The organism is Treponema sp. OMZ 855 (genome assembly GCF_024181145.1).
GTDB lineage: Bacteria > Spirochaetota > Spirochaetia > Treponematales > Treponemataceae > Treponema.
The window spans coordinates 1,276,806-1,294,504 of record NZ_CP051194.1 but is presented as its reverse complement, the minus strand read 5'-3'; the positions used below and the strand labels follow the sequence as shown (position 1 = coordinate 1,294,504).

The 17,699-nt window shown below is 46.9% G+C and carries 11 protein-coding genes; 5 read left to right on the top strand and 6 right to left on the bottom strand.

Annotation, left to right across the window (positions count from 1 at the left end):
• Positions 1 to 326: 326 nt before the first annotated feature.
• The 6 genes from E4N65_RS05830 to E4N65_RS05805 form a co-directional block, all read right to left on the bottom strand.
• Positions 327 to 1,466 (bottom strand): vWA domain-containing protein, encoded by a 1,140-nt coding sequence (locus E4N65_RS05830; RefSeq protein WP_253674709.1) that lies wholly within the window; start codon positions 1,464 to 1,466, stop codon positions 327 to 329.
• Between the two features lie 19 nt (positions 1,467 to 1,485).
• Positions 1,486 to 3,366 carry a RelA/SpoT family protein gene (locus E4N65_RS05825; protein WP_253674707.1) on the bottom strand — a complete coding sequence of 627 codons (1,881 nt, stop codon included), beginning with the start codon at positions 3,364 to 3,366 and terminating at the stop codon, positions 1,486 to 1,488.
• A complete protein-coding gene (prmC, locus tag E4N65_RS05820) occupies positions 3,350 to 4,360 on the bottom strand; it encodes a peptide chain release factor N(5)-glutamine methyltransferase (RefSeq protein WP_253674705.1) in 1,011 nt (336 codons plus the stop codon). The genes E4N65_RS05825 and prmC overlap by 17 nt, the downstream gene beginning before the upstream one ends.
• A gap of 4 nt (positions 4,361 to 4,364) precedes the next feature.
• A complete protein-coding gene (prfA, locus tag E4N65_RS05815) occupies positions 4,365 to 5,432 on the bottom strand; it encodes a peptide chain release factor 1 (RefSeq protein ID WP_044016311.1) in 1,068 nt (355 codons plus the stop codon).
• Between the two features lie 90 nt (positions 5,433 to 5,522).
• Positions 5,523 to 6,419, bottom strand: a complete 897-nt coding sequence (locus E4N65_RS05810; RefSeq protein ID WP_253674703.1) for an ankyrin repeat domain-containing protein — start codon at positions 6,417 to 6,419, stop codon at positions 5,523 to 5,525.
• A 38-nt stretch (positions 6,420 to 6,457) separates the two neighbouring features.
• Positions 6,458 to 7,690, bottom strand: a complete 1,233-nt coding sequence (locus E4N65_RS05805) for a cation:proton antiporter (RefSeq protein WP_253674701.1) — start codon at positions 7,688 to 7,690, stop codon at positions 6,458 to 6,460.
• A 545-nt stretch (positions 7,691 to 8,235) separates the two neighbouring features.
• Here E4N65_RS05805 and E4N65_RS05800 point away from each other — a divergent pair.
• The 5 genes from E4N65_RS05800 to E4N65_RS05780 all read left to right on the top strand — a co-directional run bounded on the left by E4N65_RS05800 (position 8,236) and on the right by E4N65_RS05780 (position 17,593).
• Positions 8,236 to 8,916, top strand: coding sequence for a DUF4912 domain-containing protein (locus E4N65_RS05800; protein WP_044017343.1), 681 nt, complete (start codon positions 8,236 to 8,238; stop codon positions 8,914 to 8,916).
• A 79-nt stretch (positions 8,917 to 8,995) separates the two neighbouring features.
• Positions 8,996 to 10,567, top strand: coding sequence for a 1,4-alpha-glucan branching protein domain-containing protein (locus E4N65_RS05795; RefSeq protein ID WP_044016317.1), 1,572 nt, complete (start codon positions 8,996 to 8,998; stop codon positions 10,565 to 10,567).
• 10 nt (positions 10,568 to 10,577) lie between these two features.
• Positions 10,578 to 11,321 carry a 2,3-diphosphoglycerate-dependent phosphoglycerate mutase gene (gene gpmA / locus E4N65_RS05790; RefSeq protein ID WP_253674699.1) on the top strand — a complete coding sequence of 248 codons (744 nt, stop codon included), beginning with the start codon at positions 10,578 to 10,580 and terminating at the stop codon, positions 11,319 to 11,321.
• Between the two features lie 20 nt (positions 11,322 to 11,341).
• Complete coding sequence (gene uvrA, locus E4N65_RS05785; protein WP_253674697.1) at positions 11,342 to 14,224, top strand: excinuclease ABC subunit UvrA; 2,883 nt, start codon at positions 11,342 to 11,344, stop codon at positions 14,222 to 14,224.
• Between the two features lie 21 nt (positions 14,225 to 14,245).
• Positions 14,246 to 17,593: an LPS-assembly protein LptD gene (locus E4N65_RS05780; protein ID WP_253674695.1), complete on the top strand. Its 3,348-nt coding sequence runs from the start codon at positions 14,246 to 14,248 to the stop codon at positions 17,591 to 17,593.
• The last annotated feature ends 106 nt before the right edge of the window (positions 17,594 to 17,699 follow it).

Sequence of the window (17,699 nt, the reverse complement as noted above, 5' to 3'; positions counted from 1 at the left end):
ACGCGAGTTTTTGTATCGCAAAAACATCGCTGCTGCATGGAACCACGGACATCCCTGTCCGTTCTGATACGTTGAGGATTTTCAGTAGCAACATAGTTTCCGTAAGCCTTTTGAAATAGACGGTACAGATACAAGGAGTTAGGCAAAAAAGTACCGCAGGCGTATCTTTGATACGTTGAGGACTTTCAGTAGCGGCACGGATGCCGCTGGTTTATATCAGAAGTGATGTTTCGGCTGCTGCCGAAACTCACAGTCAAAACTATACACGGATGTATAGTTTTGACGATGCGACAACGCAGATGTGCCGTATATTTCAAAAGGTTGGTCTAGTAGGTCTTATTATGCGGCAGTATAATCGGGAATAGTTTTACATCCTTTGCCTTTGCCGCTTCGATAACGCCCTCTTTCGTAATTGAACCTTGGGGGCGGGGATGGGGCGGGGCATCGCCGATAAGGATCAGTTTACGGTCAGTATCCGCATCGGTGCGCCATTCAAGGTCGAGTCCCGCATCGATGCCTTCGTAAACCGCTTCGGGGATGTCGCGGCCGCCGAATACGCTAAAGCTCTTGAGCGCAGCGGAAAAACGATCGATATCCGAGGTAAAATCGGATGCGGTTTTAGTCAAAAAATCATCATAGTAGTCCTTATAAAGGACAAGCCCTATCCGGTATGAATCATACTTGGGAAGTATCTTTTTCAATGAGATTGCAAGCAGCTCTCTGACTTTTTGTATATCATCCTTCATACTTTCGGTTGCATCGATGACAAATACCACATCGAGGTTTTTGTGCTTCTTCGGTGTCAGTATTACTTCAATCGACGGCATAATACCGTCAACATTTTTTGAATAGATCAGTTTATTGCCGCTCAAGCGGGCAAGTTCCGAAAAAGCCGTAGCAGCGGGTTCGCTAAAAGCAGGATCATGCACTTCCTTAATCGATTTTTGCGTTACGCGGAGGACGAAGGGATTATCGCTAAAAGAGCCGGTATAATCGGCATACGGCTTTTCAAATGCGCGGATATTAAAAAACGTGCCGTCTAATACCTGCACTTCGCCGTGTCTGTCCCATTCATAGCCGTAACAGATAATGTATGGTACCCAGATATGAAACGCTTCGCCGAGCGGCGTATCTTTTTCGGGACTGGAGTCTATCAGGCTGTAAAGCCGCTTTCCGCGGGTATCCAGCTCTTTGCCGTTCAGAATACGCTTTTCATCTCCGTTAATGCTGTTGTATTGGAAATCGCGGTATGCAAAGTTATCGAGCCGATTTTGAGGATCCTTTGTCGTTTCCGTCATTAAGATGGAAGCGATATCGGGCTTTTTTCGAATATAAAAGTGATATCCGGCGCCCTTGGGGTCTTGAATAACCGCGAGATCGCTTTGGTCAAGCTCTAAATCTGCCCCGAATACGGGAAACAGGAAGCCGATAAGCGCAATAACCGTAATAATACCGTTCTTTTTCATACCTTTAATATCGAACGGATTACTTATGCGGCTTAATTTTTTTCTGCATTTTTTCGGGATTTTTCTTTTTGCTTTCTTTTATATCCCACTCAACGTCGATGAGGCGGGCTTCCAAATCAGGAATTCTTTTGAGGTTGATACAGTTTTTTCGATGGATGATAACACCTCTGCCGTTGGCAACATAGCCGCAAATCGAGGAATCGGAGGTCGGCTTGCAGCACCCTGCAAAACGCACCGGAAAGTTGGTAGAACCGCCAATGCGTATCCGCAATGCGGGGTTTTTTTGAGGATCCTTTTGAGCTGCTTCAAGTTCTCGTTTTGCCGTTTCAGCTTCTTCCGGTGTTTCTTTGGGCGGCCGCGGCGCTTCTTTTGCCGAATCTTCGGTAATATCCGTTCGCTGTCCTTTTTCTTCTTTTTCAGTGTGAAGGAGGTTTTCGTGCAATTGGAGCCATGCGCGGATTTTTTGGCGAGCCCGCGTTGTATGGGCGTTTTCGTACTGGTTATGCGTGGGATGCGCATTCGGATGCGTGATAACCTCTACCACTTGCGTGTTTTTGAGCGGACGGGAAAGCGGGATGATGGCGCCGTCTGCCTTCGCGGACACGAGCTTTTCCCCTATCGACGAATGGATACGGTAGGCAAAATCGACGGCGGTTGCACCGGCGGGCAGCTCGATAATATCACCCTTAGGAGTAAACACAAAAATAGAATCGCTTAATAAGTCGCTTTTCAGTTCCGCGAGGAATTCTTCATTATTAAAACGCTGCTGCGCAAGCGACTTGACCTGCTGCACAAAAGATAATTCCTGCTCGTTCGCTGTTTTGTTCTTGCTGTGTTTTTTATACACCCAGTGGCTTGCAACACCGCGCTCGGCTATTTCGTGCATTTCGTGCGTGCGGATTTGGATTTCTAAGGTTTGCCCGCCTTTACAGATAACCGTAGTGTGGAGACTTTGATAGCCGTTCGCTTTCGGCATCGCGATGTAGTCCTTAAAACGTCCTTCAAGCGGCTTCCACACCGTGTGCATCAGGCCGAGGATGGTATAGCACTCGTTCACGGTGGTGCATAAAATCCGCACTGCGAGGAGGTCGTACAATTCATCCGCCGCCTTGTTCCGCTTTTTCATTTTTTGATAGATAGACCAAAAATGTTTGGCGCGGCTTTGCACCTTAACCTTGATTCCCGATTTTTCCATCGTTTGATAGATGGTTTTTTCGGCACTCTGCAAAAAGGCTTCCCGTTCTTTTTTCTTTGCTGCAACAACGGTTTTTATCTGATCAAAGGCTTCGCGGTTGATGTATTTGAGGCTTAAATCTTCAAGCTCATTTTGAACGGTGGAAATACCCATCCGCTGGGCAAGCGGCGCCCAGATTTCACTAATTTCGCCGGCGATACTGCGCTGCCATTCCGCAGGATATTCGGAAATATACCGAATCTTATCGAGCCGGTCGGCAAGTTGGATAATCATAACCCGTAAGTCACTTACGAGGGAAAAGAACATCTTGCACACGGTATCGGTATGTTCTTTGCTTTTATTATACAACTTCACATCAGAGAACTTTGCCGCCGCATTCAGAATATCCGCTACCGTATTCCCGAATTGAGCGCGCAGTTGCTCATCCGGTAACGTAAAGCTGCCGTCTTCGCTGTAGAGCAGCGCGCAGATGATACTTTCGGAATCCATTTCAAGCGCGGCAAGGTTGTGCGCCATGCGCAGCGAATGAGCGGCATCGTGCGGAATGGGGGCGTCTGCAGCCGTATCGGATATACGGTTTGTAAGCAAAAGATTCCACGCCGCGGTAATCCGTGCAGCGTCTTCCGCGTTTTCCGCTTCCGCATAACAGGGATACTGCGCAAAAAAATGTTCAAGACTGCTTAAGTTTTCAACTTTTTGTATCATCGTATACGCCTTCGATTAGTCTGTCTTGGCCTGCTAAGTCCTGATGGATACGAATGTCCGAAAAGCCTGCGGTTTCAAAGAGCCGACGGGCGGCTTGGGCATGGTATTCTCCTACCTCGCTTAACAGGACTCCGTTGCGGTTTAGGACAGTACGGGTATTATTTGTCAAAATCCGTATAAAATCAAGACCGTCGGATCCGCCGTCGAGGGCTAATGCCGGTTCATTCCGGCCGTCTTTGAGCAGTTCCTGCGTCAGTGCAGAGGGGACATACGGCGGATTGGCAGCGATGAGGTCGAAGCGGAGATATTCGGCACTCAGAGGTGGTGAGGATGTTCTATCGGCACCTTTGGGAAAGGGGGTTGTGCCCAATTGCAACGATTCTTCAAAGCGGGTGATGGTTTCCGGCAATGCGTGCATATCTCCTTCGATGATGTGCAGCCGCCTTTGTGTTTCAGCCGACAGGAGCTGCTGTGCATTGCGGCGGGCTATGGCGAGGGCGGCGGGAGAAATATCGGCGGCAATGCAGCAGAGATTTCGTATGCCTTCAGCTTCAAGCGTATGTAAAATGGATATTGCAACGCAGCCCGATCCGGTGCAGGGGTCGAGTATGAACAAGGTTTGATCCTGCCGGAGAGCCGCCGTTTTTTCTCTTATGACGGTGAGGCTCCGCTCTACCAGCAGTTCGGTGTCGGGCTTGGGGATCAGTACATCGGGACTCACGTGGAAGGGAAGCCCCCAAAAGTCTTTTTCGCCGGTGATATAGGCAATGGGTAAACCGGTGCAGCGCCGCTCTGCCGCCGCGTAAAAGACTTCCCGTATTGGAGAAATATCGGTGTCATCATGGGCAAAAAGCCATGCCCGCGGCTTATTAAGGAAGTGCTGCAGCAGGACGTCCGCATCAAGCGTTAAAGACGAGCGTGGCTGCGTTTTCAGTATTGTCGACTGCATAAACAAATCGACGGCGTAGCGGCGGGCATCGGCGACGGTAAACATCCGGTTATGCTTGGGCTTTCATCATTTGCTCGCGGGCGGCAATGCAGAGCGCTTCGACGATTTCATTGAGGTCTCCTTGCATAATCGCATCGAGCTTGTAGAGAGTTAGATTAATCCGGTGGTCGGTTACGCGGTTTTGCGGGTAGTTGTAGGTACGGATGCGCTCCGAACGGTCGCCCGAACCGACTTGATTTTTCCGATCTTCCGCCCGCTCCGATTGCTTCTTCGCTTCTTCCATATCGTAGAGGCGGCTCCGCAAGACGCGCATTGCCTTCGCCTTGTTTTTAATCTGGCTCTTTTCGTCTTGACAGATAACGACAAGACCGGTCGGGATATGGGTAATCCGCACGGCGGAGTCGGTTGTGTTGACGCACTGACCGCCGGGACCGCCTGCGCGCATAACGTCGATGCGCAAATCTTCCTGCTTGATAACGATTTCCGTTTCTTCCGCTTCGGGTAAAACCGCAACGGTTACCGCACTCGTGTGGATACGCCCCGAGCCCTCCGTTTCCGGTACGCGCTGTACGCGGTGCACACCCGATTCATAGCGAAGGCTTCCGTACACATATTTGCCTGAAATGGACAGCGTTACTTCTTTAAACCCGCCCAGCTCGGTTTCATTTGAGGAAAGAATTTCGTATTTCCAGTTTTTCAATTCCGCATAGTGCGTGTACATTTTTAACAGATCCGCTGCAAAGAGTGCCGCTTCTTCTCCGCCGGTACCGCCGCGTATTTCCATAATGATATTTTTTTCTTCGAGCGGGTCGGGCGGAATGAGCAACACTTTAAGGTTGTTCTCGCTTTGCTCCAGTTGAGCTTCAAGGTTATGGAGCTCCTCCCGCGCCATCTCTTTCAAGTCATGGTCGGTTTCTTCCTGCATCATTGCGCGGGTTTGTGTAATGTCTTTCTCCAGATGGAGATACTGTGCATATTCTTCCATTAGCTTTGAAAGATAGGCATGTTCCCGCATCACTTCTTTGTAACGGCTTTGGTTTTTGATCAACGCAGGGTCTTGTATTTCTTCTTCCAGTTCTTTCCAACGAACCGATAAGCTTTCAAGTTTTTCTTTCATAATAATTCACCTTATCACACACTTTTAGCCGAATAGAACGGCTGATTTTTTTGAAGGACATTGATATTGATAGTGCCGGATTAGACGTAGCTAAGGCTGCTGCATAGCTTCTAAAATCTCTTTATTGTGAAACAGCTTTGCATATCCCAACGCGGACATACCTAAATGATCGGAAATATTCCAATCTGCCTTGTGCTTGATGAGGGTCTGTACCATTGGGACATCCTGCCTGCCGACGGCAAGTATTAATGCCGTTTGTCCATCCTTGCTCTGAATGTTTGTATCGGCATTTTTTGAGAGCAGTAATTCTGCAGTCTTTAAATCGCCGATTTGAGCGGCTTCCATCAATGCCGAATAGGAACGGTCTTCGGCACGGAGATTTATCTCTGCTCCATAGGTGAGCAGGAGTGTGGTAATCTCATAGTGTGTATTTCTGACGGCAAGCGAAAGTACCGGAGTACCGCGCGTGTCCCGCTGTGAAGCACTGAATCCGGCCTCCAAAAACAGCTTGACAATTTCGTATTTGCCTTCTTCTACTGCTGTCGTAAAGTTTGATTCAAAACAAGGACAGCCGATATCCAGCAGCTGTTCGCGGGCAAGCCGCTTTCGTTCTACTGTTAGAAAATTCTGCTGCTCTTTAACAAAAAAATCTTCAAATATATCAAGTGCCAACGGGATGATAAATTGTTTACAGTTTTCCGGTAAGGGTAATGACTTTCTCTGTCCCAGCGTTAAGATAGGAAGATGCTTTCCAATACCAAGACCTAAAATGAAAATAAATGCAGGATCTAACGTAGGTGTATTCTTACCGAAAATAAATAAAATATGCGAGGCATCCTGCAGCAGAGCTGCGGGAGAGCATGTATTGTCTTTCCATAACCTTTCGGCTTGACAGTGTTTGACATCGCATTGATGAGATTCAATAATGTGTGCGGCTGCTTCGGCGGTTTTCTTTTCCGCATTTTCATACATAATAACGATTTTCATGATACTATTCGTTAATATATCGTAAAATGGAAATCATTTCAATGATTCTTGATATTCTGAGGTTTAATTGCTCCTGAGCGTATCAGTGCTATTTTTGCAGTTACCGGTCCCATCAACTCATATAACACCGAAGAAGCCAGAATGATATTGAATAAGATGAGACCGTCCTTTTCAGGCAGCATCGCTTTCCCCATAAACGCGAGTCCGATTGCAACACCCGCTTGCGGCATCAGAGCAAACCCCATATTGTCCGTTATCTTCTTATCGATAGACAGTATTTTGCACGATGTGTATGCGCCGATATATTTTCCGATTATTCTGATACAAAAATACGCGACTCCGATAATCCCCGCCGTTACGATAATGGTCAGATCCATATTCATACCGGAGATGATAAAAAAACTGCTCATCACCGGAGGAGAAAAATTATTCATTTGGTCGAATAAGGTTTTATCGTTTGTGCGGTTGTAATACACAGCGCCGCATACCATACAGGCAAGCAGCGGGCTTACCTCGAAGTATGAACAGATACCGGAAATCAAAAAAAGAAATGCGACGGCTAAAATCAGGCGATTGTCAAAGCTCCGTTTTTCCGTAATGAGAAACTCCATACACAGAGCGGTCATGAATCCCAACATCAGCATTGCGGCATTAAGAGCAATCGGCATCACAATACTCATAATATTAAACACATCGCTTTCCTGTGCATTGACGACGGCAACCATGATACTGAACACAAAAAGGCAGACAACATCGTCAAAGGCGGTGATACGCAACAGCAGATCGACAAAGGGGCCTTTACCGTTGTATTCCTTTATCGTCATAATAGTGCTGGCGGGGGCTGTTGCGGTTGCAATCGCACCGAGTAAGAGTGAGAAAGACAGCTTCATTTTAAATACGAATATCATAACAACGGTCACTAAGCATCCCGCTAACAGAGATTCGCAAAGCGTGATAAAAACGACATTCCGGAATTCCTTTCTGCCGTCGCTCCGTTTAAAGTATCTCCCCATATCAAAAGCGATAAAGCTGAGTGCGATAATCGAAATAACGTCCAAGTTGACGATAAAATGCCGATGGATTAAATGCAATCCGCTTGGGCCTATTAAAATACCTGCTAGAATATAGCCGCTTACCTTCGGCAGCTGAATCCTTTTTGTGAATCGAGTGACTAAAAAGCCGCTTATCAATATCAACGCAAAGGATATCAGTATTGTGGTAGGTAAATTGAGACCTTTAACAATGTTGTAAATAAAATCGATTATATCCATCTTTTTGCTCATCTTTGATACGCATAGGTGCGCCGCCGAAAGGGCGATTGTGAATTCAGCGGTGTTCTATACTATAGTATATACCTAAAAGACGCAACCTCCTTTTGAAATAGACGATGCATCTGCGTTGTCGCTTAACAAAAAACAGTCCTCGACGTACAAAAAGTACGCCTGCGGGTGTTTTTTGTACGCTCCTAGCATCTGCATCGTCTATTTCAAAAGGCTTACGGAAAGGCTATTTTATTATGGTCCTACTGAAAATGCTCAACGTATCATTTCCGCCAAGGATGGCGGGGAAATAAATCAGTAGCGAGTTTAGATTTGAGCTAAACTCGTAGCCACAGAATGTATAGGATGTACATTCTGTGGCGTGTCTCCGCTTTATTTTGGCTAGGCTCCTAGCATCTTCAGAACTGCCAAGGATGGCAGTGGTTTTATACAGGAGCGAGATTTGTGTTATGCACAAATCTCGTCGTTAAGCAGTTGTACACGGATGTACAACTGCTTAACAGTCTATTTCAAAAGGCTTGAGTCTTGACATAACGATGAATATTTTAGATGATGCCTCAATGGGTAATGCGGTGAAATTTACCAGATCTTATTTGCAAACACTGTCGACGGATGCTCTTTTTGCATTGGCAGACCAATATGGGCTGTTTTTGTCGTCGGATTTGACCAGGCATCTTTTGATCGGCGAATTGCTCGATCTTGATGACGGTACTGCGAATGATGAATACAGTGGTGATTCCATTGCGGCGTCTGTAAAGCCTCATGAGGCAACCTATAGCTATAATATGACCGAAATACGGGTTATCTTAAAAAATCCGCTGTGGTTTTTTGTCTTTTGGGATTTTCATAAACGCCTTTTTACCGAATTAACGGAAGCGAAAGATTTTTCTTTTTTTTCACTGCGTGTACATTCCCTCGATCCTGAGAATACTTCAAAATCATTAGACTTTTTTGATATACAGGTACTCAAGGAAGACCGTAGGCACTATGTGCATGTCTCTTTTGACGAATACCTGCATCGTATCGATTTAATGGCTCATTTTACGAACGGCCGTGAGCAGATATTGGCACAATCGAATATCGTCGGCATGCAGCGGAAGAATATTCCACAACGGCTTTGCATTTCACAAAATGCGGTGAATAAGATAATCAGTCTATCGGGATTGGCTGCTTTAAAGAAGTCCCACTTTAGGCATTACCGGCAGGCCTTTAGATAAAAAAGCTTGGGGATGTCTTGAAAGTCGGTTGCTGTTTCGCCATCCCCGTGTTCGAAGAACAGTATATTCGAGGTACCCGATGATTAAAAAGACCTTACTTTTTATTTTTCATGCTCACGTACCGTATATCCGTCATTCGGAAGAGAATGAGCCGCTTGAAGCGACACAGTTATATGAAATGCTATCGTACGGTTTTTTACCGTTTTTACGGATATGCAGCCGTTTGGATGCCGATGCTGTTCCGTTTAAGTGTGCGCTGGTCATTTCTCCGCTTTTGTGCGAAATGCTGAAATCTCCTTTGTGTCAAGAACGGTACGGCGTGTACTTGGATCAGCATATCGTATTTGCACAGCAGGAATTAAAGCGGGCAGCAGGCTCACCTCGGGAAGCTCTTGTACGGCTGTCCCTTGAGTTTTTACAGATGAACCGAGAAGATTTTTATGTCCGTTATAAAAAAAATATTTTGAGCGGAATAAATTCCTTTGCCGCTAAAGGCTGTATTGAACTGCTTGCAACATCGGCGACGCCATGTTTTTTCCCGTTTTATCAGGCTATGCCCGAAGCGCTTACCGTTCAGATTGAACAAGGACTCAGCAGTTTTCGGGAGGATTTTGCAACGGTTCCCGCAGGGTTTTGGCTCCCATCGATGGGGTATGATACGGGGCTGGACAGTATGATCAAGTCGTACGGTATCGATTATACCGTATTGGAAAGCCAAAGTTTCTTATTTGCCGATCGGCCGCCGGTGAATGGTGTCTTTTCTGCCGCGATGGGAGAAAGCGGGCTTTCGTTTTTAGGAAAAGACAGTACCGCATACACCGATATTGCACATTCCGAAACCGGTTTTTATCTGCACCCCGATTACCTCGATACCGATAAAGATGCCGGGTTTGAACTGGATGAACAAGCGCTTTCGCCCCTGTTCGATGTGAAAAAAGGACGGCGTACAACAGGATTTTGTTATCATCGGCGAGGCGGCGGCGACTATGACGCAGCGGCAGGCGCACTGCAAGCGGAAAAAGATGCCGAGCGGTTTCTTGCAAACCGTGATGCGGTATTAACGGAGGCTGCAGAATTGCTTGATATCGATCCCGATCCGCTGTGTTCAGTTTCCGTGCTTCCGCTAAGGTTTCTCGGCAAAACATGGACGGAGGGAATGTGGTGGCTGGAAGCTGTATTCCGCAAACTCGCACAGCGGCATGATATGCAATGCGCTTTACCCGCCGAATACCTGAAAAAAGTGCGGCGGATACAGAGTATTAATCCTTTTTATGCTTCTAACCTGCCGAGCGGATATGCGGATGAACTGATCAACAGCTCAAACGATTGGATGTTTCCCCGTATTCAAAAGGCTACCGAACGGATGATCGACCTTGCCGGACGTTTTCCCAGTGACCAAGGTATTAAAGAGCGGATGCTGAATATGGCAGCGAAAGAGTTGTTGCTTGCCCAATCGACTGATTGGCCGTTGATGGCGGATGCCCAAACCTCTGCCGAATACGCCGCTGCAGAATGCGAGGAGCATCTTGCTGCCTTTACCGATGTGTATGATTCACTCGGTTCCGGCTCGATCGGTACCGATCGGCTGATTAAAAGAGAAAAAGAATATCCGATATTTTCGGAGATGAATTACCGTTTTTTCATATCATAGGGGGTAGAAAATGAAATTAGTGCTTATACGGCATGGCGAAAGTGAATGGAACAAGTTGAACCTGTTTACCGGTTGGACTGATGTTGAACTGTCGGAAAAGGGCGTAGAGGAAGCAAAGGAAGGCGGAAAAGCGCTTGCCACAGCCGGTTTTGACTTTGATATCTGCTATACCTCATACTTAAAACGGGCGATTCATACGCTGCAATTCGTATTGGATGAGCTTGACCGCAACTGGCTTCCCGTCGTTAAAACATGGAAGCTGAACGAACGACATTACGGCGATCTGCAAGGATTGAACAAAGCTGAAACGGCTGAAAAATACGGAGAAGCGCAGGTAAAGATTTGGCGCCGTTCCTTCGATATTGCGCCGCCCGTCCTTGCCGAAAACGATACACGCTGTCCGTATCTCCAAACTGCATACCGCGGCATCGACAAGGCCGAGCTACCGCGTACCGAAAGCCTGAAAGATACCATTGCACGGGCTGTTCCGTATTTCGAATCGGTAATTAAAAGAGATATGCTGGCAGGTAAGCGCGTACTGATTGCCGCCCACGGTAATTCGCTCCGTGCACTTATTAAATACTTCGAGCACCTCAGCGATGAAGAGATTATTCAGGTAAATTTGCCGACGGGCGTTCCGCTTGTCTATGAATTTGATACTAATTTTAATGTGGTGAGTAAGGCCTATTTGGGAGATCAGGAAAAAATCAATGCCAAGATCAACGCCGTTGCGAATCAAGGCAAGGCGAAATAAGCGTTAATTTAATCTTTATCATGCAAGAAAATGAAGTACAGAATCGTGCGCACGTGAATAAACTCATTGTTAAAGGTGCGCGCGAGCACAATCTCAAAAATATCGATGTGGAGCTGCCCCGCGACAAGCTCATTGTGGTGTCGGGGCTTTCCGGTTCGGGGAAGAGCTCTCTTGCTTTTGATACCATCTTTGCCGAGGGGCAGCGGCGGTATGTGGAATCCCTTTCGGCGTATGCGCGGCAGTTCTTAGACCGTATGGATAAGCCCGATGTCGATTATATCGAAGGCTTGTCTCCGGCTATTTCCATAGAACAAAAGACCACGCACCGTAATCCGCGCTCGACGGTCGGTACGGTAACGGAAATTTACGACTACTACCGCCTCCTGTATGCCCGAACGGGGCATCCGCATTGTCCGCAGTGCGGGAAAGAAATTCAGGAGCAAACGGTCGATCAAATTATCGATGCGATTATGAGCTGGGAAGACCGTACCCGTGTTCAAATTCTCGCGCCGATTATCAAAGGCAAGAAGGGCGAACACCAGAAGATTATCGAAGACGCCCAAAAGGCGGGCTTTCTCCGTGCGCGCATCGACGGATTGACGGTTAATTTGGAAGACGGTATTAAGCTCGATAAACAAAAAAAACATACTATAGAGATTGTCGTCGACCGTATTCAGCTGTCCGCCGATGCCCGCAAACGGCTTTCGGAGTCGGTAGAGACTGCGTTGGAAAGTTCCGGCGGAACGTTGATAGCGTTGCGGCAAAAGACAGCGGATGACCCGATAACGGAAGTGTTCTTTTCGCAAAAGAATGCCTGTCCCGACTGCGGTATTTCGATGCCGGATTTGCAGCCGCGCCTTTTTTCGTTTAACAACCCTTACGGCGCCTGCCCCGAATGTACCGGTCTGGGGCATAAGCAGCGTTTCGACTTTAAGCTGATGGTTCCCGACACCTCGCTGTCCTTTAACGAGGGGGCGTTCTTGCCCTATAATCCCGATTCTGCGTGGAACCGCGCCCGTTTTGAGTCGCTTGCCCACCGCTTCGGTTTTTCACTCGACACGCCGGTAAAAGATTTATCAAAAAAAGATTTAAAGATTATCATGGACGGCTCCGGCCTTGAACCGATTGAATTTGTGTACGAACGGCAGGACGGGTCGGGTAAGTCAAAGTACCGCCGTCCGTGGCTCGGTATCTATGCCGATATGCAGCGCCGCTATAACGAAGCGTATTCGGCAGCGCAGCGGGAATCGTACGAAAAATATATGGCGGTTACGACGTGCGAGCACTGCGGCGGTAAGCGTTTAAAGCCCGAAGCCTTGGCTGTTACCGTCGGCGGTAAAAATATTTACGAGTTAAGCAGCCTTTCCGTCGGCGATTCAATTACGTTTTTTGAAAAGCTCAAGCTGACCGCTACGGAAAAGACTATTGCACACCAGATTTTAAAAGAGATAACCTCCCGCCTCCAATTTATGAAAAACGTGGGGCTTGACTATATTACCCTTGAACGGAAGGCGGCGACGCTGTCCGGCGGGGAATCGCAGCGGATACGGCTTGCGACCCAAATCGGCTCCAGCTTAATCGGAGTGCTGTACATCCTTGACGAACCGTCCATCGGATTGCACCAGCGAGATAACCAGCGGCTGATCGATACGCTGCTGTACCTGCGCAACCTCGGCAATACGCTCATCGTAGTAGAACACGACGAGCAAACCCTCCGCGTTGCCGACTACATCGTAGACTTAGGCCCGGGTGCAGGGGTGCACGGCGGCGCTGTCGTAGCGGCGGGTACACCCGACGAGGTGATGCAGGTAACGGAAAGCCTTACCGGTCAGTACCTTGCGGGAACGCTCTGCATGGACCTTCCTGTAGAACGGCGGAAAGGGAACGGCTCCTTTTTAACTTTGCAGGGTGTAACCGAGCATAATTTAAAGAATGTTTCGGTTTCCATTCCGCTCGGAGCCTTTACCTGCATCACCGGCGTTTCCGGTTCGGGGAAGTCCACGCTCCTTTCGGATGTGTTGTATCCCGCCGTATCCAATGCGCTGATGCGCAGCGGCTTGCCGGAGGGCGCATACAAAAAGATAAAAGGGCTTGAGCATATCGATAAGGTTATCAATATCGACCAAAGCCCGATCGGCAGAACGCCCCGCTCGAATCCTGCGACCTATGTAGAGGTGTTCACCGCAATTCGTGACCTGTTTGCAAACTTGCCGGAAGCCAAAGCGCGGGGCTATAAGCCGGGACGCTTTTCGTTTAATGTGCGGGGCGGCCGCTGCGAGCACTGTCAGGGCGACGGCGCAATCGCAATCGAAATGAACTTTTTACCCGACGTGTATATCACCTGCGATGTGTGCCGTGGCAAGCGGTTTAACAAAGAAACGCTCGATGTCCGGTACAAGGGGAAGAACATCTCCGACGTGCTCGACATGACCATCGAAGAAGCCGCCGAGTTCTTCGCTCCCGTGCCGCAGATCGCCCGCAAAATGCAGACCCTCCTTTCGGTAGGGCTCGGCTATATCCGCCTCGGGCAGTCGGCGCTTACCTTGTCGGGCGGCGAAGCGCAGCGGGTTAAACTGGCGCACGAGCTTTCCAAGCGTTCGACGGGGAAAACGCTCTATATTTTGGACGAGCCGACAACGGGGCTGCATTTTGCGGATGTTAAACAGTTGATGGAAGTTATTCAGCGGCTGGTGGATCAGGGTAATACCGCCCTAATGATCGAGCACAACCTCGATGTTATCCTGCAAGCCGATCATATCATCGACCTCGGTCCGGAAGGAGGTTCCCGTGGCGGTACTATTATTGCGGAAGGAACGCCGGAAGAAGTTGCCGAAGTGAAAAATTCCTACACGGGGTTTTACATCAAAGAGATGCTTGACCGGCAGCGGCAAAAAAGCTCATAGGTTTTTATAGACAGCCGTATAATGAAAAAGCTGCTTGTTTCCTTTTTTTGCCTTTTTTTATTCATTCTCGCTTCTCCCTATGCGCAGACCGCGAAAGAACCGAAGGTTATTACCATCAATTCCGTGCGCATAATGGAGGTGTTTAAGAAAGAGAATAAGGCGCAGTATCGCACCAATCCGGATAAAAGTGAAACGGCAGGGGAGTCTTCTGCGGCAATAAAGGCTGATGCCGGTCAGCAGTCCGTTGCCGACACACTTCCTGTTACGGAAAGCACGGAATCTCCGGTAGAACAAACCGGCGGCACGGAAAATACATCCGACGCTCAGGTTCCGGTAACAACCGAAGAGGCTCAAAAAGCTATTGAAGGGAAAAAAGATGACATTATTGTCTTTACCGGCGGCGTTTCGGTTTCGGTAAAAGAAGGCTCATCCGTTTCTACAATTGAGTCCGATAAGTTGGTGTACAACCGTTCGGAAAATACGATCGAGGCAGAAGGAAATGTCCGGTACAGCAGGAAGACGGGCGGTTCCGAAGGGGCGGAAGAGTTCACCGGTGAATTGCTGCTCTTCAATATCGATGAGATGGAAGGTATATTCCTCGACGGTACGATTAAACAGGCTCCGCGGAAACAGGGGCAAAATCCTTTTACGATTCAATCGGCAACGGTCGGCCGCGATTCAAGTGGTACAACAGGATTTAAAGATGCCGCACTAAGTACCAACCCCGATCCGGACGAAGAACCGTTGTGGTCTATCCGTGCAAGCCGGATTTGGCTGTTGCCGGGTAACGAGCTTGCGTTTGCAAACGGTTATTTCTCCATTGGAATTGTACCGATATTATATCTGCCGTTTTTTTATCATCCTGCCGATGAAATGGTGGTTCATCCGGTGTTCGGCTTCCGCAGTCGTGAGGGCTATTTTCTTCAAACAACGACATATCTTCTCGGTCGTAAACCGCTTGATACCGATTCAAAAAAATCCGGTTCTTTCTCCAATTTCATGAAAAGTGATAGGCTTAAAAAGCAAGAACGAATCGGTTTGTTTTTTAAGAACCTTGATGAAGATGCGACTGATATAAGCCCTGCCTATATCAAACTCATTGCCGACACCTATTCACAGCTGGGTGGTTTAGTCGGCATAGACGGAAAGATCATCCCTAAAAATACGCCGATTAGCCAACTTGATTTTTCACTTTTTTTCGGAATGTCTCGGACACTCTTTCCGCTGAATAGAATCGGTATTGACGGTATTACACATACTACCTATTATACGAATGGAAAACGGTACTACAATAAAAGCTTTTTTTTAGGAATGCCGCTTCCGTTTCGATACAGGGCGCATATCAATTTCGGTATTTCGCAGGCGCCGTTTCAACTTTCGATAAATGTCCCCTTTGTATCCGACCCTTATTTTAAGAAAGACTTTTTTGATCGATCGGAGGACATGAATTGGTTTAATTATCTTTTGAACAAAGATAAGTTGGCAAAAGGCGCTGATATAGGAATGGAAAGTTCCTATTCGTGGAAGCTTAACGGTTCTATCCGTCCGTCATTTAAGAAAATCAGCCCATGGATTTCTTCATTTAATCTGGATACCGCATCACTGACCGTTAACTTTTCTTCAAAAGAAACAAACCCGCCGGCAACCGGTGAAGAAGCCTATGCACCTCAGCGGGTTTTCTTTTATCCGTCGCTTTTTAAGCCGGAGGGGAAAATCTCAATTGCAGGAACACTATTATCAAATACGCTGTTTAATGAAAAACCGGCAAAAAAGATCCCCGATGTTGAAGGTATCGACCATCCGTTTATAACGAAGGATAAAACATCATCGGATACAGGGAAAACCGAAAACACCGATAAAAAGGAATACTTTGATACCTTTGTTCCGGTGTTTAAGCCGGTATACGGCAAAGAATTCGATCATAGTATTACATATTCACTCACATATTCGGGAGATTTTTCCGCATTACAAGAGACAACCTTTGCTTCTTCACAGTGGAATAAACCCGAAGATATACGTTGGCAGGACTATGAATCGCGCTATTATCAGCTGAAGGGGAGTGCCGGTTTAAAAGGTACGCTATCCTATTCGCAAAATCTTATTACTCTCTCGAGTAACCTTATTATTTCAGGAAATTATCAGCGGCACCCCTGGACACGGGATGTAAGTAAAAAGCCGATTTTAGAGCTCAACAACTTTAAAGCGAATGTGTATACGCTGAAAAACGAAAACTCAGTAACGGTCAATCCTTTTGTGTATAACGATCTATTTAAACCTATATCCTTTAGCTGGAGTATCACGGAAATTTTAGCAAAAAATACGTTTACCGGTTCGTATAGTAATCCTAAATGGGAAACACAGGGGGTAAAGTGGAATAAAGATTTTATCACTGCCCATACGGGATCTGCGGTATTCGGTGTTATACTTGCGGAAAAGTATACGCAAAAAATTACTTTTTCTATGAATCTGCCGCCGCTTTTGCAAGCCTATAGTACTTCACTCAACGTATCATTTCCGTATGGAACATTGACAGCCTCGACAAAGTTGTTCGAAAAAGAGAATGTGGCAGATAAATGGGCGTGGGAACCATTTAAGGCAGATGTAACATGGACGCTTCCCCATGATATACGGACTGCCCAAACCTATATCTATAATATCCAAGAGAAGAGCAATGAGCGGCTGCATATCACTTTTGGGTGGAAATATATTTCAGCCTTTTATACCCAAAGTCGCGAAATACCGCAAAAACTTGACCCGTCGTTAAAGACATGGGTTCTGGACGGTACGGAAAAACGATTTATTCCCTTTGCTTTGGGCTTTTCGTTTTCCAATACTTCCAATCCCTTTACTATTTATGCATGGAAAAACCGTATCAAAATACAGCTTGGATTGTCGTCAACCTTACAGTTTAATTTAGTCCGCATTACGGATAGCTATTTTACGTTTGCACCTAAGATTATTTTTAATATCCATGAATTTTGGGATTTTTCTTTCGGTTCATCAAGCAGGAATGATGTCATTGCACGATATTTTCAAAAAGCACTCAATTTACCGATTGTTATTCCCGGCAATACCAATGTACTGACCGATTTGGTTGAGTCATTTTATTTTTGGGATACATCAAAACGGGAAGCATCAGGATTTAAACTCCAATCGCTGGATATAGGCCTTACCCATTATCTTAAAGATTGGACATTAAAATTCAATTGTGAAATTAAACCTCAGTTAAAGAATGTAGGCGCCCGTAAATATTATGAATTTAGTCCGACAATCACTTTTGCGGTCGAGTGGAAACCTATCGGCGATATTAAAGTTGAAGCAAAAAAGAAAGACGGAAAATTCTCCGTTGAGCGTGGCGAACTACAATAGCGCATCTCTAAGGGCAGTATTGTGAAATACACCGTCACAATAGCGCCATCAGTATAGCATTTTGAAATTCGGCAGGTATCCGAAAAAACGCTCCGGATTTTCAGGT

Coding starts and splice junctions, on each gene's coding strand:
- E4N65_RS05830 (WP_253674709.1), bottom strand. CDS start 1,466: ATGAAAAAGAACGGTATTATTACGGTTATTGCGCTTATCGGCTTCCTG.
- E4N65_RS05825 (WP_253674707.1), bottom strand. CDS start 3,366: ATGATACAAAAAGTTGAAAACTTAAGCAGTCTTGAACATTTTTTTGCG.
- prmC (WP_253674705.1), bottom strand. CDS start 4,360: ATGTTTACCGTCGCCGATGCCCGCCGCTACGCCGTCGATTTGTTTATG.
- prfA (WP_044016311.1), bottom strand. CDS start 5,432: ATGAAAGAAAAACTTGAAAGCTTATCGGTTCGTTGGAAAGAACTGGAA.
- E4N65_RS05810 (WP_253674703.1), bottom strand. CDS start 6,419: ATGAAAATCGTTATTATGTATGAAAATGCGGAAAAGAAAACCGCCGAA.
- E4N65_RS05805 (WP_253674701.1), bottom strand. CDS start 7,690: ATGGATATAATCGATTTTATTTACAACATTGTTAAAGGTCTCAATTTA.
- E4N65_RS05800 (WP_044017343.1), top strand. CDS start 8,236: ATGAATATTTTAGATGATGCCTCAATGGGTAATGCGGTGAAATTTACC.
- E4N65_RS05795 (WP_044016317.1), top strand. CDS start 8,996: ATGATTAAAAAGACCTTACTTTTTATTTTTCATGCTCACGTACCGTAT.
- gpmA (WP_253674699.1), top strand. CDS start 10,578: ATGAAATTAGTGCTTATACGGCATGGCGAAAGTGAATGGAACAAGTTG.
- uvrA (WP_253674697.1), top strand. CDS start 11,342: ATGCAAGAAAATGAAGTACAGAATCGTGCGCACGTGAATAAACTCATT.
- E4N65_RS05780 (WP_253674695.1), top strand. CDS start 14,246: ATGAAAAAGCTGCTTGTTTCCTTTTTTTGCCTTTTTTTATTCATTCTC.